The organism is Alicyclobacillus sp. SO9, assembly GCF_016406125.1.
In the GTDB taxonomy this organism is placed as follows: Bacteria; Bacillota; Bacilli; order Alicyclobacillales; family Alicyclobacillaceae; genus SO9.
Genome location: NZ_CP066339.1, coordinates 4,480,723 through 4,500,004, shown reverse-complemented (window position 1 = coordinate 4,500,004; position 19,282 = coordinate 4,480,723). Strand labels below are relative to the sequence as shown.

The 19,282-nt window shown below is 46.3% G+C and carries 17 protein-coding genes and 1 pseudogene; 12 read left to right on the top strand and 6 right to left on the bottom strand.

Annotated features, from left to right (window positions below; genetic code table 11):
• The first annotated feature begins 18 nt into the window (after nucleotides 1-18).
• From GI364_RS21035 to GI364_RS21025, 3 genes are all read left to right on the top strand, one after another.
• On the top strand, nucleotides 19-1,491 hold the full coding sequence (locus GI364_RS21035; RefSeq protein ID WP_233095903.1) for a hypothetical protein: 1,473 nt from the start codon (nucleotides 19-21) through the stop codon (nucleotides 1,489-1,491).
• A 34-nt stretch (nucleotides 1,492-1,525) separates the two neighbouring features.
• Nucleotides 1,526-1,702: a hypothetical protein gene (locus tag GI364_RS21030; protein ID WP_198851135.1), complete on the top strand. Its 177-nt coding sequence runs from the start codon at nucleotides 1,526-1,528 to the stop codon at nucleotides 1,700-1,702.
• Nucleotides 1,703-1,948: 246 nt separating this feature from the next.
• On the top strand, nucleotides 1,949-2,158 hold the full coding sequence (locus GI364_RS21025) for a hypothetical protein (protein WP_198851134.1): 210 nt from the start codon (nucleotides 1,949-1,951) through the stop codon (nucleotides 2,156-2,158).
• A 20-nt stretch (nucleotides 2,159-2,178) separates the two neighbouring features.
• Here GI364_RS21025 and GI364_RS21020 read toward each other — a convergent pair whose 3' ends face one another.
• The 3 genes from GI364_RS21020 to GI364_RS25500 all read right to left on the bottom strand — a co-directional run bounded on the left by GI364_RS21020 (nucleotide 2,179) and on the right by GI364_RS25500 (nucleotide 5,063).
• A complete protein-coding gene (locus GI364_RS21020) occupies nucleotides 2,179-4,221 on the bottom strand; it encodes a recombinase family protein (protein WP_198850776.1) in 2,043 nt (680 codons plus the stop codon).
• Nucleotides 4,222-4,373: 152 nt separating this feature from the next.
• Nucleotides 4,374-4,736: a DUF6788 family protein gene (locus tag GI364_RS21015; RefSeq protein ID WP_198850775.1), complete on the bottom strand. Its 363-nt coding sequence runs from the start codon at nucleotides 4,734-4,736 to the stop codon at nucleotides 4,374-4,376.
• An 18-nt stretch (nucleotides 4,737-4,754) separates the two neighbouring features.
• Nucleotides 4,755-5,063, bottom strand: a complete 309-nt coding sequence (locus GI364_RS25500) for a DUF5372 family protein (RefSeq protein ID WP_198850774.1) — start codon at nucleotides 5,061-5,063, stop codon at nucleotides 4,755-4,757.
• On the opposite strand from GI364_RS25500, the gene GI364_RS21005 reads away from it, so the two are divergent.
• A complete protein-coding gene (locus GI364_RS21005; RefSeq protein ID WP_198854146.1) occupies nucleotides 5,027-6,100 on the top strand; it encodes a reverse transcriptase domain-containing protein in 1,074 nt (357 codons plus the stop codon). The two genes, GI364_RS25500 and GI364_RS21005, sit on opposite strands and share 37 nt — an antisense overlap.
• 205 nt (nucleotides 6,101-6,305) lie before the next feature.
• A complete protein-coding gene (locus GI364_RS21000; protein WP_233095901.1) occupies nucleotides 6,306-6,902 on the top strand; it encodes a GNAT family N-acetyltransferase in 597 nt (198 codons plus the stop codon).
• 412 nt (nucleotides 6,903-7,314) lie between these two features.
• Here the strand turns inward: GI364_RS21000 and GI364_RS20995 are convergent, their stop codons facing one another.
• Nucleotides 7,315-8,592: an IS110 family RNA-guided transposase gene (locus tag GI364_RS20995; protein WP_198851020.1), complete on the bottom strand. Its 1,278-nt coding sequence runs from the start codon at nucleotides 8,590-8,592 to the stop codon at nucleotides 7,315-7,317.
• A gap of 1,158 nt (nucleotides 8,593-9,750) precedes the next feature.
• Between GI364_RS20995 and GI364_RS20990 the strand changes: the two genes are divergently transcribed.
• The 7 genes and pseudogenes from GI364_RS20990 (at nucleotide 9,751) to GI364_RS20960 (ending at nucleotide 16,444) form a co-directional block, all read left to right on the top strand.
• Entirely contained in the window at nucleotides 9,751-10,071 is a 321-nt protein-coding gene (locus tag GI364_RS20990) for an IS66 family insertion sequence element accessory protein TnpA (RefSeq protein ID WP_198850609.1), read from the top strand.
• Nucleotides 10,071-10,430 (top strand): IS66 family insertion sequence element accessory protein TnpB, encoded by a 360-nt coding sequence (gene tnpB, locus GI364_RS20985; protein WP_198850608.1) that lies wholly within the window; start codon nucleotides 10,071-10,073, stop codon nucleotides 10,428-10,430. Before GI364_RS20990 ends, tnpB begins: the two co-directional genes overlap by 1 nt.
• A gap of 68 nt (nucleotides 10,431-10,498) precedes the next feature.
• Nucleotides 10,499-12,071 (top strand): annotated as a pseudogene (locus GI364_RS20980) (IS66 family transposase).
• A gap of 74 nt (nucleotides 12,072-12,145) precedes the next feature.
• Nucleotides 12,146-14,095 carry a fibronectin type III domain-containing protein gene (locus GI364_RS20975; protein ID WP_198851133.1) on the top strand — a complete coding sequence of 650 codons (1,950 nt, stop codon included), beginning with the start codon at nucleotides 12,146-12,148 and terminating at the stop codon, nucleotides 14,093-14,095.
• Nucleotides 14,096-14,415: 320 nt separating this feature from the next.
• A complete protein-coding gene (locus GI364_RS20970; protein ID WP_198851132.1) occupies nucleotides 14,416-14,871 on the top strand; it encodes a GNAT family N-acetyltransferase in 456 nt (151 codons plus the stop codon).
• Nucleotides 14,872-15,392: 521 nt separating this feature from the next.
• Entirely contained in the window at nucleotides 15,393-16,115 is a 723-nt protein-coding gene (locus GI364_RS20965; protein WP_198851131.1) for an HAD-IA family hydrolase, read from the top strand.
• Nucleotides 16,116-16,195: 80 nt separating this feature from the next.
• Nucleotides 16,196-16,444, top strand: coding sequence for a hypothetical protein (locus GI364_RS20960; protein ID WP_198851130.1), 249 nt, complete (start codon nucleotides 16,196-16,198; stop codon nucleotides 16,442-16,444).
• A 293-nt stretch (nucleotides 16,445-16,737) separates the two neighbouring features.
• On the opposite strand, the gene GI364_RS20955 is transcribed toward GI364_RS20960, so the two are convergent.
• Together GI364_RS20955 and GI364_RS20950 are read right to left on the bottom strand one after the other, a co-directional pair.
• A complete protein-coding gene (locus tag GI364_RS20955; RefSeq protein ID WP_198851129.1) occupies nucleotides 16,738-17,652 on the bottom strand; it encodes a magnesium transporter CorA family protein in 915 nt (304 codons plus the stop codon).
• Between the two features lie 592 nt (nucleotides 17,653-18,244).
• Nucleotides 18,245-18,733, bottom strand: coding sequence for a MarR family winged helix-turn-helix transcriptional regulator (locus GI364_RS20950; RefSeq protein WP_198851128.1), 489 nt, complete (start codon nucleotides 18,731-18,733; stop codon nucleotides 18,245-18,247).
• Nucleotides 18,734-19,282: the final 549 nt, after the last annotated feature.

The following is a 19,282-nucleotide window of genomic DNA, read 5'->3' as shown; positions in this document are numbered from 1 at the left end:
GGAAAGAGGCAGCCCTACATGCATGAATCTTTAGGGACGGGAACTTGTGCCTTCTGTGGGGAATTTCTCGCAGGGGCCAGCTACGAAAAGGCCGCTTCTCATGTCTTGCAAGTCCAAAAGCGATATGTAGAGGACTGGAAACACCTACTAGACCCCAGTGCACAGGTCGTTCCTAAGTCCACCGGAAATACGCGCGTAGATTTGGGTATCGCTCTCCTGTTTGTCGCACAAAACTTTGAAACAGTCTTTGAATTTGAGAGGGTAGACGGATTATCACAGGACTACGTTCGCGGACTGCTTAGGTTTATTAGACAACCGGACTACCTAGGACATAAAAAGACAAAGCGCTATCGTCCATCGATTGGGACGGCGTTATCATTATTAAGAATAAGTGCCCTTACCGCAAAGCAGTTCGGAAACCTGACCATTCCCGTGACATTTGCTCAATCTATCTTAAGCATGCACACAGAGGTCGCTGCCACTTCAGATGACGACTTCCGATGTTTAGCCCCCTGGTGTGCACATTTTCAACGACGGGATTCACTACAGCCACTAAACTACTCGCGCTCGCAATACTCACATGAGGGCAAGAAGTTCACAGACCCTTACATCTGCATGAACTGTTATTTAATTTATGGTTTTGGCGGTAGCTCGGGAGAGTGGTGCGAATGTGAGGATCTTATTACGTTGGCATGGTCAAGAGTCATTCCACTCTTGAACAAGGGACATTCTGCTAAGTCGCTTGCTCGAACGTTCGATATTAGCCGTCACAAAATGAGCAAGATACAGGGATATTTTTTGGCCTGTGGCATGCTAGAGCCTAAATGGACCGCAACAGAACAACAGATGTTGGAAATGGATTCTTTGGAGTGTATCCGAAGTGTTTATGAACAATCGGGATCCATGATTCATACCGCGCGTGAAAAGTACGGATGGAGCCAAAAAGTATACTGGCAACATTACTATACACCAGAGGTACAAGAGTTTCTTTTTCAAGAACTGCAGCGCGGAAGCGAACCTATCGAAGGTCCCAAAGCTATTGATCAAGTTACTAAGAAGGTTGTTGACGAGATAAGTAGCAGAAAAATAACAGGGGAAGATATTAGCGTTCCGTCCATTGCAGAAGTGTTAGGTTATTCTCCTGGCACATTAGTGACGTACAAATTGTCAAAATCAATAACGGAAGCGCAAGTTCAACAGGAGATTGATAGCACTAAAGATTTCTACTGGCAGCGTGCTCAAAAATTCGTATCCAGCAAATATGGTTTGGATGATTCATGGACGGATCGAGAATTCTTTGAATCAATGGGGCGACACAAGAAGTGGATGAAGAGCCATTTCCCAGATCTGTATGAGTGGTACCTGGAGCAAAAGAGATCAAACAGAGAGAACTTGTTACAGCTAAAAACAGACCAAGGATTACGTGAAGTACGTAAAGCTGTCGTACGTATTCTGGAATTTGGATTAAAACCGACATTAGAACGCTCCTAAACAGGGTAATAATGTTGAAAAGGAGATTAGGTGCATGGCCAAGCGTGATCGAAAGCTAAGGCAGACGAGACTGTACACAGTGAACATGGGAACCGACTCATTCGTCCCGGTTGGGATGGACAGCTACGTTGAAGTGAATGCGTCGGGACGGAGGAACCGTAGTAGTCGGAGATGGGGAAAGCCCATTACATGGCGAAGGGTTCCAGTTTGAAGTAGGGTGCGCGCAAGTAAAGTAGGACTCCCCAAAACGGGAGTGATTGCGATTTCTTCTACCATCACTCAATCCTCCGTACAGGAGAGAAAGAGGTTCGAAACACAAACGCGCCTTGCACGAAAATCTTTGGAACAGCGACCTTTTTCAAGACTGCATTATCTGCTGAGATGGAATGTCTGGATTGATAATTCAATTGAGAACGTCCTCAGTAACTCAGGTGCGCTTACACCCGGAGTAGATGACATGACGAAGAAGGATTACACCACGCAGGAAGCAAGGGAGCAACTTCGGGAAGAAGTCAAACATGCACTTCGCTCGTATATATCCAGTCCGGTACGAAGAGTATTTATCCCGAAGCACAACAAGCCCAAAGAAAAACGCCCGCTCGGTATACCGACGGTGAATTCATACTACATGCCTCCCAATAAGGTTTTGGACTTAGAGCGCTATTAACAAAATTCATAGTATGCTGCTTAATTTAAATGGCTAGATTCCTGGACTCGCTTGCGCAGTTCGACCTCCTTTCGGTCATCTAGTTGAATGTCCCATGGACAGCCTGGAGCCACTTTCGTGCCCGTAAGAATGCCACGGTTGAGCCAGTAGTAGACAACCCCTGAAGTCACTTTGAGTCGTTCCGCAACTTGTTTGACGGATAAACCACGGCGTTGTGAAGTATATCCAGGAATGCGGTGTACGTAGCGAATCCACTTGATGGAGTCAAGCGTGAACATCCTGCCACCTGATGTGCGTATACCTGATTCGTTTAAATACTTTACAATCTGGCGGTCTATCATCGTTTCGGCTAACCTGCGAACGAGCTCAACGGTCTCAGATGAATGTTTCGTTGCTATATGTGGTGGCAGCGGCTTACGCACCCATAGTTCTTCGCAATGTTGGTTGCGCCAGCGCAAGCCAAGTCGGACATTCGGGTTTCTTGCCTCAGCAACTATGGTCACATCTTCAACGAGTAGGCGAAGAATGCGTTTGCGGTCCTTGGGTGTAGTGGATGATTTGGACCAAATTCGAGGTAATTCCTTCGCAAGGCTTAAAATCTCCGCTTTGTCGTGTTCTGTAGGCCGCCAACTACGTCGATCTACATACTGGGTGTACTGTTCCTGAAGTTCTGCCAATTCGGCGAGCTTTTCGTTCCATCTTACCTCAAGACTACGCGCTACTAGGCGATTTTCTGGTTCTACCTGTTGGTATTGCCTCTCCGCTCGGTCTGCTTCGTAGCGTGCTCGTTCTAGAGATAACTTCCAGCCCTTATCTACATCATCTTCTTCATGCAGCAGTTTGTCCATTACCTGTAGAGCAAGCTCTAATTCAGCGGGTTGCATGGCCTGCAACAGACGCTCTGAGATAGCTTGGTCGATTTTCAACGCCGGCACGGTAGTGCAAGTGGCGCGGTGTCCGTGTTCCCACCGCCCTTTACATTCATAATGTGGATGGATTCCTCCGTTGCTGGTGTAGCGTACACTCATGCGGCGACCACATTTTCCACATATAACGAGTCCTTGAAGTAGAGCTGTGCCTTCTCGTGCTGCTCCGCTTTTCTCAAGGTTGGTACGGTTCGAATGTAGCTGCTTTAGATTTCTCTCATATTCCTCCCACGTGATATAGCCTGGGTGATGATCTGGAATGAAAACTTCCCACTCCTCACGGGGAAGGAGCACGGTGTGATGAATAAACAGTCCTTGTGGATTCACGCGCTTTTGGTCTCGATACCGACCATATACATAGGCCCCTGCATATGCAGGATTGTATAGGATCCCTAAAACTCGGCTGTGGTTCAGTGTTGCCCAAACGAGTTTTCCAGCCCAAGCACCACCGTAGGCTCGTTTTGGAAACCGGAGGCCGTTTTGGGCAAAGAACTGAACTACGCCGTAGGCGCTGCCTGTCGTACGAAATGCATGAAATACATTGTGAACAGCAGTTTGGACCTCTTCGTCCGGATCCAAAACTGTCTGTCCGGTGGTGTCGTACACATATCCAACGGGCAGCGGAAAGCGGAGTTCACCTTTTTTCGCTTTGTTCTTCTTGCCACCGATTAGCCGAGCACGCAGGAAATGCAGTTCTGCTTCGCTCATGGTTCCTTTGAAGCCGAGAATTAACCGGTCATTAAAATCTCGCATGTCGTAGATGCCGTCTTCATCCACTACGATTGTGTTGAATAATCCGCAGAGTTCGAGCAGACGCAGTAGATCTGCTGAAGAACGTGCTAAGCGGGAAATCTCCAGACCAAAGATGGCGCCAACTTCGCCAAGTGAGACTTGAGCCACAAGGTTTTGGAAGCCCAAGCGCTGAGAACGGCCAGACCCTGAAATTCCGAGGTCTTCGTCGATCACCTGAATTTGTTCCGAAGCCCATCCTAGGGTGAGAGCTCTCTCCCGAAGGGCATACTGGCGTTCCGTGCTCTCCCGGTGAAACCGAACTTGGGCTATGGTCGACTGACGAATGTACACAATCGCTGTTCTCTTCAGGTGTTCTGGGTGAACTTTCGACGGTATTGTCGTCATGAATTTGTTCCTCCTCATGCATTGCCGCAAGGCACGAACGCACCATCCCAGCGACGACCGTGATGAGCTCGTCCACGCTCTGTGCATCATTTCCGACCAATGCGGCTAATGCTGAACTAGTCACTAATATCCCCTCCGACGAGGCCGATGAACTATTCGTTATCTCGGCGTCGAAGTAGTTCCAGGTTGAGCTCAGTCAGTTCCGAGAGAATGTCCTGTGCGACCTCAAAATTTTCAAGTCCGGCTCGTACCTGCTGCTCCCAGGCTGCAGGAACGTAATCCATATGGGTTTTACCATGGTAAAAAGATGACAAGTACAAACTTTTATGACCAGCGCCAGTAGCACAGTGACAGGTTGGCTTGCCACACTTCACCTGCCGAGTGATAAGGGAACCGCGGAGAACATGGCCCATAGGTGGCAACGCCTCCAATAGTTGCAGTTTTCGTTCTTTGAGTTCCTGAGAAGGAACAGATTTAAATCTTCTAGGTGACTTATTCTTATCAGTAGTGTTCATAATAAGAAATTACCTCCTTCATTTGGAATTGTCAATTAAATTCGCTGTTGAGACAGAGGAATCATCTAAGCTCCGAAGGAGTTCAACTAATTCCTTTAAGTCCAACCCGTTGAATGGTGTGACTGGCTTAGTATCCTGAGGACGATGCCGGTCCGTCCAGGATTCTGGAACACAAATTACACTGGAGTCTGTTTGAAGTGAATACAGTGGGATCCCATTGACGTGTTTGATTTTGAGCAGAGTAAAGGTCTGCCCATGGAGTGGATGAAATGGATGAGTGATAGTTACAGATTCCGAAAGAGAATTGGGCTGAAGTGCATTTTGCACTGACCGTCCCCGCAGTGGCAGACCGCGCACTGCAAAGAAGCGTGACCGAAGTGCTTTCAGCTATCTATGAACATGATTTCCTAAACTGTTCCTTTGGGGGAAGACCTGGACGAGGACAGCATAATGCCCTTGCGACCTTGAATGAAATCATTGGTGGAAAGAAAGTAGGCTGGGTGCTAGAAGCAGACCTAAAGAACTTCTTCGGGAGCTTGGACCATGGGTGGATGATGAAATTCGTAGAGCATCGAATCGGAGACCCACGAATATTATCCCTTATTCGCCGATGGTTGAAAACCGGAGTCCTGGAGGATGGTATCATCACGGCAAGTGAAGAGGGAACGCCACAGGGCGGGTCCATCAGTGTCCTGCTGAGTAATCTATATCTTCACTATGTGCTGGACCTATGGTTTGAAAAGGCGATAAAACCGCGCCTGAGGGGTGAAGCCTATCTCATTCGATACATTGATGATTTCATTGTGTGCTTCCAATATCGAAGTGACGCTTTGCGCTTTCAAAAGGCACTGCGTCTGCGACTAAACAAGTTCAAACTTGAGCTCGAAACCAGTAAGACTCGGCTCATTGAATTTGGGAGATTTGCCAGTAAGTACGCGGCATCCAAGGGGAGGAAGAAGCCAGAAACGCTCTACTTCCTTGGCTTCACCCACTATTGCACGCGGAATCGAAAGGGCAATTTTATGGTGGGCAGGAAAACGGAGAAGCAACGAATCAAGCGTAGTCTTTCGAAAGTGCAGGAAACGATGCGGAGAATTCGACACCAGTCACTTGAGGAGCAATCCCGCCAAATCAACCAGATACTTCGAGGACACTATGCGTATTATGGAATGGCCGGCAACCTGAAATGGCTCATCAAGGTGTATGTTGCCGTCGAGAAGTACTGGCGAAAAATGCTCAGCAGTAGGAGCCAGAAGAGCAGGGTGACATGGGAGGAGTTCAAACGGATTCAAGAATTGTTTCCACTAGTGCGACCCAAGATTTTCATCCCGTATAGTCAGATGAAGATGTACGCCATGCTGTGAAGCCATCTCTGAAGAGCCCGGTGCGGTAGTTCCGCACGCCGGGTTCCGTGGGGGTTCGGGCCACCAACCGGGTGGCCTCTCTACCCGGAGGCTGGGCACCCAGTCCTCTACTCTACAGTTCCTCTCAAATTCTGATTTAGGACCCATCTTTATTCTGATTTTCGTTAAAATTAAGTTAATGTACAACGATTAGGGGGAGATATTGTTGGAAGATAAAATATTTAAAATTGATTATAGTGACTACTTTTGGCAGGACGATAAAGTTAGACTACGTGCAATACATCCAGAAGATTGGGGAAGAGAATATATTGGAACGTTTGAAACTTCTGTACGTCGTCTTTTAGAATGTTCTACTGTGCTACCACCTACTATTACAGGTTCAAAAAGATTTGTAGAGGAAAATGCTGATTTTTCGTCAAAAAGCGGAAGATTAATGTTTATTATTGAGGATTTTGAAGGTAACAGCGTAGGTGAAATTAATTTAAATAATGTTGACGAGAGAAATGGAACGTTCAGTATCGGAACTCTAATTGATAAAGGGAACCGTGGTATGGGTTATGGTACCAGAGCGATGAAGATTCTATTAAAGTATGCATTCCTTGAACGGAGGCTTCATAAATTCAATGACTATATTCTTGAAGGAAATGATGCTTCAGCTAAGATGATGAAAAGACTTGGGTGTATTCAAGAAGGTGTGCGTCGGCAGGTTGCTTATATAAATGGGAAGTATATGGATTTTATTTTATTCGGATTAACGAAAGATGAATTTATTGAAAGCCACAAGGAAGAGTTGAATTTATAAAGGGGCGCTCATATTAAACTCCCTCGTAGAGTAAGGTCTTTCTCACGAATGCTCGCTCATTCGCAGGATTTCATTTACCTGGTTTCGGATGGAGTAAGGATAAGTAGATATTCCGCCTAGGGAGATCCGCTTGAGAGTATGCAGGAACAAAAGGTGCGGTCTTATTTCACAGCATCTTCCATAAATAGCTTTACTGCACGACTCTCTCCACAAGATCCTCGGGATTCACACTCCCATATCTCAATGGGTCTATGCCCTTTCATTCCTTCGTCCTATCTGTCCAAGGTGTGGAGTCCGATCAACGTTAACGGAACGGGTCTATGCCCTAAAGTGCAATAATCTCGGTACTCCGTGCTTTCTTTGTGAAATCCTGCGAATGAGCCAACCTACGTGTTTGGTTGCGGTAGACGACTTAAGCTGCTATTGAGAATTGTGCTTTATCTTGACTGAATTTTTCTCCTGTCCTTACCATGGCTACAAGCATTCGAGCCAGCTTCCCGATGAGCTTCATCATGGATTGCATCTTTGTCATCCGTTTTACTTCGATGTTGTGAGCATGCAGGGCTTGAAACGCTTGGTTATATGACAGCAGGTGAAAGACAGTGAAGTACAAGTGCTTGCGTAGCAGAGAATTTCCCCGCTTTGTGAGTTTGATTTGACCCTTGTACTTGCCCGAAGTTCGCTCCGCTAAGTTCAATCCTGCTTTTCGTAGCAATTGGTTTCCGTGTGACAACTGACTTAGATCACCGCCAAAGGCTAAAATGGCAGCCGTTGCAGGAATCGTTGCGCCGGCAGACCGAATGAGATCGGCGCCAGGAATCTCAGGCAGTATCTTCTCAATCATCTCGTCCGCCTCGTCGACAATTTTCTGGACCCTTTCATACTCGTCCACCAGGTGCGTCAGTTCCCATTTGTCTTCTTCCAAGGCAACCGTGTCTCCAACACTCTGTCTGGCTAGATGGAGAAGCTCCATGGCTTTACGTGTTCCACGTGCGCCACCGGGTCTGGACATGAACTCTCCCCAGATTTTCACCATCCGCTCCGGTGTGAGTTTCAACATGTCTGAAGGAGCAGGGAACCGACGTAATGTCGCTAGAGAACGAGTGCTGAAAAGGTCCTCAAAGGCTTGTATATATTCAGGGAAACGGATATCCAGCCAACGGTGAATGCGATTCTCAATGCGTCCACGTTCAACGACCCAGTGCTCTCTATTTGTGACGACGACTCGAATCCGGCGAAATGCTTCTTCTTTCGGAGAAAAGGGAGTGTAGTACCCACGACTGACTACGTCAGCGATGACGAGTGCGTCCTTTGGATCGTTCTTGGAGGGAGAATTATCCCTGTTTTCTTTGTTGCGTTTTGTGGTCATGGGATTGACCAGCACAACGTCAATGCCTTGCTTCACAAGCCAGTTCGAAAGGTTGAACCAGTAATGTCCCGTGCTTTCCATACCTATGATGACGTTGTCCATGCTGTGGGCTTTCTGCAGCTTGCGGATTGTCTGTCCCAGATGCTCAAAACCGGAGAGATCATTTGCGAACACAACAGGTTTGTTGTTCAGGACGATTCCTCTAAAATTGATAGCCTGTGCAGCGTGTTTCTCCTTGGCGATGTCAATCCCGACGACCAGAGTTGTAGTGGAAATTCGTTCAATTCGTTGATTTTGAGCATTAACCAGTCTAGACTTCATAGTGACGCCTCCTACATGAGTTTTTAAGGGCTACGACCCAGTACACACTCATCGTATCGAGGCGTCTTTATTTCTACAAACCGAATCTACTAACACCTACAGGAATGTTAACGGGGGCGTTAGCGCCATATGCACATGCTCAACATAGTGGCTGACAATGCATTTTAATGCATGCTTATAGATTTCGCCATGGGCGGGTTGGCTTCATGCGGAGAAGAATATGGATTTTCAGCTTAGGATTATTAGCGGTCATAATATGTGGCACTGTAGTCTGCCACATTCATCGTTTCTACTATTTCAATCCACTCACATTTAAGAAAGATGATGTAACGATTGCGTCTTGGAATTATTACAAAACCCCCAAGGAAATGGATATTGTTTAGCAACCAGTACATGGAACGCATACTCGCTACACGACTGAAAAATAGATGGGAAATAAACTATGTTCTAACTCGGTTAAGAGAAGCAAAATCAATCAACAAGCAAATCATCGGTCGTCTAACTGTTAACATATAGATCTAGTTTTGGAATCCAGTGAACCAAAATGACTATGTAGATGCTATACTTCGTCAAAAAATGAAAGTTGCTCTGCTTGCTGAATAAAATCCCGTGACAGCGACAAGTGGACTTAGAAGCTTTGTTCAAGCAAAAAAGAACAGTGCCGAAGCTATATGAAAACAGCAACTTCTTCAACGAATTGGCGCTTATCGAAGGAGGATTTCCATCGACTGAGATATAAGTATACAACAAGGGATTTTTTGGGTTCTGTGTTAGTGGCAGCACATTGATGTTTTTGATAGTCCATTTTCTTCATAGTTAACTCAAGACCCTTCCTTGCTCGGGGGGGTATTATTTGGAGGAGTAAACTGGGATGAACATGTGTGATACGTTTACCCATGATAAATGACGACTAATAGAACGGAGCATAACAATGGTTTATCCGGATTGGAATTTATTTAAAGCAAAGTTCGAGAATCCTCAGAAAACCTTCGAATGGCTGTGTTATTTGCTGTTTTGTGCTGAGTTTGATTTGTCAAAAGGTATCTTTCGATATAAGAATCAATCCGGAATAGAAGTAAGCGTAAAACCTAGCACACCTCGTCGTAGGATTCATGGGGAGAGATAATAACCTCAAACCAATCGGAGGGGTGTTTTTTTATGTCCAGAGAAGAAGTGCGAAATCATTGGAGAAAGCTTGTTGAAGAGTTTCGAGAAAGTGGTGAAACCGCGGCGGCCTGGTGTAGGGAGCACAACCTCGACGTGAAACAGTTCCGTCGTTGGGCTCGGAAGTTCGACAAGGAGACGTCCACCAATGCCACTGCATCACCCAGAGTAAAGCTACTATCCGTTCAGGTTGAGGACTCGGTAGAGGACGCCGAACCAGCACTCGTTGTTCACGTGGGGGCGGCGTCCGTCGAAGTACATAACGGGTTCAACCGCTCACTACTCAAACAGGTTGTTCAGGTGTTGGCGGAATAATGTTTGGTGAGTTTGACCTGGAGAAGCGTGTGTATTTAGCACCAGGACCTACGGACCTGAGGAAATCTATAGACGGGCTTTCTGTTCTGGTGAAGGAGGTTCTGCACCTAGACCCCTTTTCTCCGTGTCTTTTTGTCTTTTGTAACCGAAACCGTGACAAACTCAAGGTCTTGCACTGGGAGCATAACGGCTTTTGGATTCATTATCGCCGGTTGGAGAAAGGCCGGTTTCAGTGGCCGGATGCCTCTCATACGGGTCCCATTGTCATGGGTCAGCGGGAGTTGCGATGGCTTCTGGATGGGCTATCGGTCCACCAGAAAAAGGCACATCCGAAAGTGAAAGCAAGGACCATCATTTAGTTAGATAAAAAGCACGAAAATCCTTGTCACAACAAGGGTTTTCTGAGGTTTTGTCGAAGTGATATAGCATGAGTAAATCACCTGATTTGACCACAGAAGAGGTCGCTGCTTTGCAGCATGAAAATACAACATTAAAGCACAAAAACGATGAGTTACATTCTAAGGTAGAGTGGCTGGAAGAGAAACTCCGTCTTGCTCAGCATAAGCGTTTTGGTGCATCCAGCGAACGCACGAATCCGGACGCATTGCAAACACGGCTGTTTAATGAGGCAGAGTCGGAAGCAGACCTACCCCGGAAGAGCCAAAGGAAACCATCACGTACGAACGAAAGAAGAAGCAAACTGGCCAACGGGAAGAGCTACTCAAAGACCTGCCTGTGGAGCGTATTGAATATCGGCTGCCTGAGGAGGAGCAGATCTGTTCTTGTTGTGGCAATCCGACACATGAGATGAGCACAGAAACTCGACGAGAACTGAAGATCATTCCTGCGCAGGTGAAAGTCATTGAGCATGTACAATACATCTATAGTTGTCGCCGCTGCGAACGTAATGAAATCCATACCCCCATTGTGAAGGCGCAGATGCCAGAGCCGGTGATTCCGAAAAGTTTGGCCTCCCCATCGACGCTGGCCTACATTCTGGATAAGAAATACGTACAAGGCATGCCATATATCGCTTGGAACAACAGTTCGAGCGTCAGAAAATCCCGCTGTCTCGGCAGACGCTGGCCAACTGGGTTCTATATGGAGCGAATCAGTGGTTGGCCAAAATCTATGAGCGCATGCATGAAGAGTTGTTGAAAAGAACGTATCTCCACGCAGACGAGACCACGGTCCAAGTGTTACACGAAGCTGGGAGAGCTGCAGAGAGCAAGTCCTACATGTGGCTATACCGCAGTGGACGGGACGGACCTCCCATTGTTCTCTATGACTACCAGGAAACACGCAGACGAGAACATCCAATGAACTTTCTGGCAGGATTTCATGGATATCTGCACGTGGATGGTTATGTCGGGTACAATGACATTCCCAATGTGAGACTGTCGGGTTGCCTGAGTCATGCACGGCGCAAATTTGATGAGGCTTTGAAAGCTTTGCCTGCAGGCAAACGCAAAGGTCCAACGGCTGCCAAAGAAGGATTGGACTTCTGCAATAAACTGTTTAAGATCGAACGTGGACTGAAGGACGCCAGTACAGAGAAACGGTACAAGGAGCGCCAGAAACAGAGTCGACCTGTTCTCGACGCTTTTTCAGCATGGCTTCATACTCAGAAAGACAATGTACTCCCCAAGAGTACCTTGGGCGAGGCAGTAAACTATTGCTTGAACCAATGGGAGAAGCTTGTTACATTTCTGGAAGACGGGAACCTGGAGATAGATAACAATCGTGCGGAACGCTCCATAAAACCCTTCGTTCTCGGAAGACGGTCTTGGCTGTTTAGTAACGCCCCCAGCGGAGCCAGAGCCAGTTCTGTCGCTTACAGCATCGTGGAAACAGCGAAAGAAAATGGTCTGAACCCGTTTGCCTATCTCGAATACCTTTTTGAACAATTGCCTAACCTCGACCAGACCGTTGAAGATTCACTGGCGACCCTGTTACCTTGGTCCGACGGCTTGCCGGAACAAGTCCGACATCGTCGATAGACAACCCTATACAACAGCCCCGCTGGCTAGCCGGTGGGGCTTTTCAATACTGGCAGATGTGGCATGATGCTGCAATGTGTCCGTGGTTTGACGCTTACGATTTACCTGTTGATCTTGCAGCAGACCGTACAAACGACGTATATGTAGTGAATTACAATAATAACACGCTTGAGGAATATGTGGCTGCACCGTTGGCCGCTAGTCAACCGACTCACAGTAACGTGAAACAAACGGGGTGGACGGAGTCTTGGAGTGCCGTGAGTGGTGCCGCTGGGTACAATGTTTACATCAACGGTACAAAGGTAAACAGCAGCCCGGTAAACGGGACCAACTACAATGTTATCGGCGAGAAAGCAGATACCAGCTACAGTGTTATAGTGACTGCCATCATTGGCAGTGGACAAAGCGCCCAATCTCCTCCAGACAGCGTAACAACCCTTCCGAATGCACCAGGAGCACCCACGGGCTTGACCCACAGCAGTGTGATGCAAACTGGTTGGACAGAGTCGTGGAATGCGGTGAGCGGGGTAGCCAGCTACAACGTGTACGTGAATGGTACGAAGGTGAATAGCAGTCCAGTGAAAAAGACCAACTACAGTGTGTCTGGTGAGAGTGCGAACACGACGTACCATGTAACGGTGAGAGCAGTCAACGCGGGTGGGGAAAGTGTGGCTTCATCAGCAGATAAAGTAACAACCCTTCCGAATGCACCAGGAGCACCAACGGGTTTGAGCCACAGCAACGTGACGCAAACTGGTTGGACAGAGTCGTGGAATGCGGTGAACGGGGCAGCCAGCTACAACGTATACGTGAATGGTACGAAGGTGAATAGCAGTCCAGTGAAAAAGACCAACTACAGTGTGTCTGGTGAGAGTGCGAACACGACGTACCATGTAACGGTGAGAGCAGTCAACGCGGGTGGGGAAAGTGTGGCTTCATCAGCAGATAAAGTAACAACCCTTCCGAACGCACTAGGAGCACCGACGGGCTTGAGCCACAGCAGTGTGATGCAAACTGGTTGGACAGAGTCGTGGAATGCGGTGAGCGGGGCAACCAGCTACAACGTGTACGTGAATGGGACGAAGATGAACAGCAGTCCGGTGTCAGGTACGAACTATGCTGTGAAAGGCGCGACTGCGAACACGACGTACCATGTAACGGTGAAAGCAATCAACACGGGTGGGGAAAGCGCCTGGTCTACTTCAGATACAGTTCGGACCTTGGCGGTCCTGTCTGTCTCCACTAATGGGGCACTTACTAATGTCTTAGAGGGGACCAATTATCAACAGCCCCTTCAGGCAACGGGCGGATTGTCGCCATATACGTTTACCATCGCCACCGGGTCCCTGCCTAGGGGATTGAGGCTTGAACCGGACGGCACCCTGGTTGGGACACCACAAGAGAGTGGGACATACGCTTTCACTGTTCAAGTTAAAGACGGCACGGGAGCCACAGCGACGGGGAATATGAGTCTGTATGTGGTTCCGAGGGCGCCGTCAGGATACTTTAAGACGGTCACGACCGCACAAGTGGTCGGCGATAGGGGCGGGACACTAAAGTCAAATCGTCGTGGTACGCAAGCGATGCTGGTGATAGCATTTGGTACATTTGCGAAGCCACTTCAGACAGATATTACGACAGGCAGCCTTTCGCAGATTCCGGTTCCATCTAGATGGCATGTGGTGGCTGCATACGGCGTGAACTTTAACGCCAGTGGCAATCCTCACTATCCGCTATCCTTGACGCTGCTAAATGCCGGCATCACGCCGCAATCAAAGGTGTACAAGATTTTGAACGGGAAGCTGATTCCGATAACGGCCACCGTGACACAAGGGAAAGCGATTATCGCCTTTACCACAGACCCGGACTTTGTAGTCCTTCAGCCGCAGACACAGCCGGTGCCACAAGCCACAAAACCTATGACCGGATTTACCATCTACCCATGGACTGCAGGAGGATTGCTCAGTATCTTGACAGGTGGATTGGCACTCTGGTGGCAAAGACGCAAGAAGATGATTGAGTAGTCAAGCCTTGCAAGGAGAATAAACACCAAAGAGATGAGAGATCCGTTTCAAAGGTTCCCTCATCTCTTGTCATTTACTACGGGTCCAAGGAAGCTCGTTCAACGGAGACTCTAGCTATACCATCTAAATGTTAGTGAGGATGCTTATGGGACAATAGGGGGCATATCTTGAAGAAGGAATTACTTGTGTTTGTACATAAATATACAACAAGGAAAGTTTTGGGTTCTGTCGTTCTTGTACATAAGTGCGCAACAGCATACCTGCTTATTTTGCTGATAAGACAATTATGTTTCTCCTGTGACATGGAAGGAGGTGACAAAATGAATGTAACGATACGGAGAGCTACACTCGATGAAGCTAGTACGTTGACTTCTATCGCATTAGCATCGAAAGCCGTCTGGGGATATGATGAAGCCTTTATGGAGCAATGTCGTGAGGAACTTACAGTAACCCTGGAGTATATACGGTCATGTGAAGTCTATGTCGCTGAACTGGAGGAGCAAATCGCTGGCTTTTACGGTCTAATACCCAAAAAACCTGATGGGGTTCTGGATTACCTGTATGTTGCCCCTAACTTGTTAAAGCAAGGCATCGGACGAAAGCTGTGGGAACACCTCCTTCAAACTGCGAAGTCTCTAGATCTCAAAATAATATCTATTGATGCCGAACCCAATGCAGAAAATTTTTACCGAGCTATGGGGGCAGAGCGTATTGGAGTGACACCATCGGGGTCGATTCCGGGAAGATTTATCCCATTACTAAAACTCACAGTCTAAAACTCTCCAATTGGCAGCCAGTTGGATAACTACCAGAAGTATAGTCCTCCACTGGTGCATAAATACCCAGTTGTTCTGTTTGACAGTTGTTATACAGGCTAACAGTGATTTTGATGCCAAAATAGCCAGGGATATTAGCAGCATTTTAGCTGTACGCGACCCGCAAGCCGACCGCGTCAGACTAGTTTCAACGATTTTACTTGATCCTGCACAAAAGTTTATTTTCGTTCAATGTGAACGAGGCAGCCAACAGACGCAGGGAGCGAGTTGTATTCAACTGAGGAATTCAAATTTGCATGTGGCATCAATGGCATATGGAGACCTGATGCATCGTAGGGCATAAAGTCTAGGTGCAGGACATTTCCGCCGTCCGGGTGTTTTGTGCATCTGTGGTGAGCGCCAGATTTTAAGCTGTGGGGAGCATTGAATGAACATGCGTTACCGCAGGAAACTGCTTCTGTGGCACAAGGGCACAGGAGTCCAGCAAGCCTGAAACCTGAGTGTGGAGGGGAGTGTAAGCCATGTGCATTTTTAGAAATTTGAAAGGTATTTTGTTCGACTCGGGTCGGGTTCTTAATAGTCCCAGAACAGGTCACTGGTTTATTCCGCCGAACTTTTTCAAGTATGTTGATAAGGAAAAGTTTAACCTACTGAGCGAAGACACAGTCGGAAGGGCATTTCAAAGAGCGTTTCAATACTTGAGCCAACAGAATTTCATCCTGACTGAGACGGAAGAGTTCGAGCATTTTATTGAGTTTTATAAGCTGTTTTCAAACGAACTACCGTCTTTGGAACTGAGTCAGACAGATGTTCTGGGGATTGCAAGTGATACCGTCTACAACGATGACAAGTTCTACTTCTATGACGATGTTTTTGAAACGATACCCAAATTAAGTAAGAACTACAAGTTGGGCATCGTATCTGATACTTGGGTCTCATTACATCGGGTGTTTAAAAATATCGGGCTAAGGAACTACTTTTCAACGTTTGTAATGTCCTCGATAGTTGGAGTGGTGAAGCCTCATGACTTAATGTTCAATACTGCTCTGTCAGAATTAAAAATCAAACCTGAAGAAGCATTGTTTATAGATGATAGTATCGTTAATGTTAAATCAGCGAAAAAAATGGGGCTGAACGCCATTTTGATGGCAAGAGGTGAGAAGTCGAACTTGGACATGGAACCCATGAAGATTGGTCAGTTGGACGATTTATTTGTTGTACTTGACTTAGACAAAGGAAAGTAGCTTTTCGGGTAACGAGTCGAGACCTGAAAGAAGTCCAAGCGCTTGCATACATATTCATTTGTCAAAGGCGGTGGTTGCAATTGAGTTCACGACGAACACGAATGTCTATATCAGTGGCATTGTTGTTACTGATTTATACAGCCTATCTTGTATTTGAGTGGTTTTATCTCAGTCATTCCGGCTCTACATATAACTGGGTGCTTCCCTTCTTCGTATTTAGCAATCCATTTGCAGCTAGTAAAGTTGTAAAAATCATCAATCCTGTAATGCTGGTGGATTTAATGGCATGGGTTTTTTGGGCAGTGAGCTATGTCCGTGATGAAAGGTAAGAGAAACGTCTTGAGACAAAGACCAAGTGGGTCTATGGTTCCTCGACTCGTGACGTAGGCTAGGTCGTAAGCAATCGCAATATGAAACTCTACACGCGTGCTGAAAACGAGCACAGAGCTTATGAAGCGCTAGAGATCAGATAATGGCAGAAAATCCATGGTGTGTAAAGCGCAGCGTTTAAAGGTACTACGGAAATTTGAAACCGAGGACATTTGGCATCGAAGAAAATTCTGGTGATTAGAATATAGTATTTTATGAGAATACAGGGTGTGGTTGGATTCGGTATGGCAGGTTACATCCATTTTTTTCGTTTGAAGTATATAATCATAAAACTCAACGAAAAGAGAAGCCATCCCCATAACCACAAATAGTTTTTTGCCCACCGGTATTCAGGTAAGTGAATATTCGTTCCATAAAGTCCGACAATAAACATCATCGGCAGAAAAATTGTGTTCACAATGGTCAGTGTCTTCATGATTTCGTTCATTCTATCTCCCTTGATGGACATTTGCAATTCAATCAGTCCTGTTAACGAGTCGCGAAATGTATCCACCATCTCCACCACTTGACTTGCATGTTGGAATATATCGGCGAGGTAACGTACGTCTTCTTCTTGGAAAAACCGTGCATGCATTAAGCTACCAATCATCTCTCGCTCTTCAGTAAAAATCCGACGTACCTTATGCAGTTTTCGTTTCATTTTAAAAATTTTCGTGGCTAAATTCGTATGGGGGTTCTTATAAATTTGATTTTCTGATTTGTTCACAAAGTCGTCTACAGTATCGACGAGGTCAGAATATCCCTGTACACATGAATGCAGTATCTCGTACAACAACATTCCTGTCGATTTCATTTTATTAGGAGACCGGAACAGGGTATTCTTTAGTGTTTCGATTAGCGGTTCTTCTTCCGGGAAAATGGCAATGACAAAATTCTTACCGGCGACGATAGACATTTCATATAGATCCCATTCGTTTTTCAATACATAAAACGACATGTAGAAATAGTCATCATACATGTCAATTGTTGGGCGTTGACCCCAAGATTTGCAATCTTCTACAACCAGGGGATGACACTCGAAAACATCTCCTATGATGTGTTGAATTTCATCATCTGAAAGATTCGCTCGATAAATGAATGCAATCTCATCGTCGCACGGTCGCCTCACTTCAGATTTGACGATTGTACCATTCTTATAGATGAGCATGTGTATAAAACCTCCAAATATAGAGAAGATAGTGTGTTTTCGATGAACCTTTTGGATCATAAAGAGACTATCACCAAAATACCCGTTTTACCATCAAATGCATCAGAACAAACGGGGAGTCAGGGTATTTTGGATTCCTTAAAAGTCACGAAGACAAAGTGTGATCAAATCGGTGTCTTTGGAGTCTAATTAAGTGTATTTGGTTTTGGAGGGGGCTTCTTCTTGGATTCGGAACCCAGTATTCCGAACCATACGTGCCAAAGTCAACACTCTCAGTGGAAACAGCAATTTTTAATAGAGGAGCCATGATGTGGACGGATTCAGTTACTGCGTACAATAGTTATGGGAAGAGTGTCTGGTTCAGGAATTTAAAGTAGACATTCATCTTATGACGAGCGTCTTCGATGTCAGGCCCTTGCGGGGGACGACGTCAACAAGCGCCATTAAGGTCGGCCGTAGTCCAAATGTTGCGGCTGAAGAAACGCGGTGCATTGAAACCGCGTTTCTTAATCTTTGCCTAAAAGAAGCGAAGATTCGAATTCACAAATTGGCTTAGGCTTTCAAGTCCGGTCTAACAGCCAATTATCTGGAACTACATATTCGTATCGTCGAAAAACTCTAACGCCATTTTCTCGAGATCGTCGAGTTTTCGGAGCAAGTCGTCCTCTTCAATCATTCGTACTACTTTTTGCAGGACATCCTGTTGACTCGTGCTGAAATTGAATAAATGCTGCACCAGTTCTTCGCCCTCCGAACTGAGAGTAAGTTGGGTGATTCGGCCATCGTCTGGATAGGGATGTTGCTGGATAAGACCTGACTTAACAAGTCCCTTGACTAAAGTAGAGATGGAATTGTGGGATAAGCCAGTGCGTTTTGCGAGTTGCGAATACGAGAGTTTCGAATTGCTGAGTGCCAGTGCTCGGACCAAATAGTACTGAGCTTCAGTTAAACCAATACTCTTGCCAACCTTTGTTCGGATGCGTTCCTGTACTTTACAATAACGGCGCATGGCCATGTATAACTGAAATGGTAAGTCAGAATCTGTCGTTGAAACGTTGATTTGTTGGTTGACATCGGACATGAAAATATCCTCCAATCTTTATGGGATAACAGGGCGACATCATGACTTCCGCAAGTCTATATTGATTGCATATCACCATACTTGGGTTGAAGTTATACTACCGTTTTTCTTTCGGAATTGGAAGTTTTACGATATATATCGCAATAGATGTTACAACTTTGCCTGTTAAGTACGTTCAACTGGGGTGGAACATACACTGTATTTGCTGCAGCACTGGGCACGAATACCTAAAAATGGTTGTCACCTCTTCCTTATTGATTCAGTCTAATTGAAGAGATGAGTCAGGGATACAAACGGGATGTGGAAGGTCTCCGTCCGTTAAGTTTCTTCCTGGACAAACGGGCGCCAATGCGATAGAAGCCTTGGCATAGAGAATTGTATAAATACAGGAAACGCGGTGTATCTAAATCGTACTTCTTCATTTCGCAGCGGACAAAATGGACTTATTAGCGTGTATTTCCTTAGAATGTTGGTGGTGCCCCAAACTGAGAAAAGTGATGGGCCCGCGTGATGCTTGATCTTAACGTTACGTCAGGTTGTACGCTATAG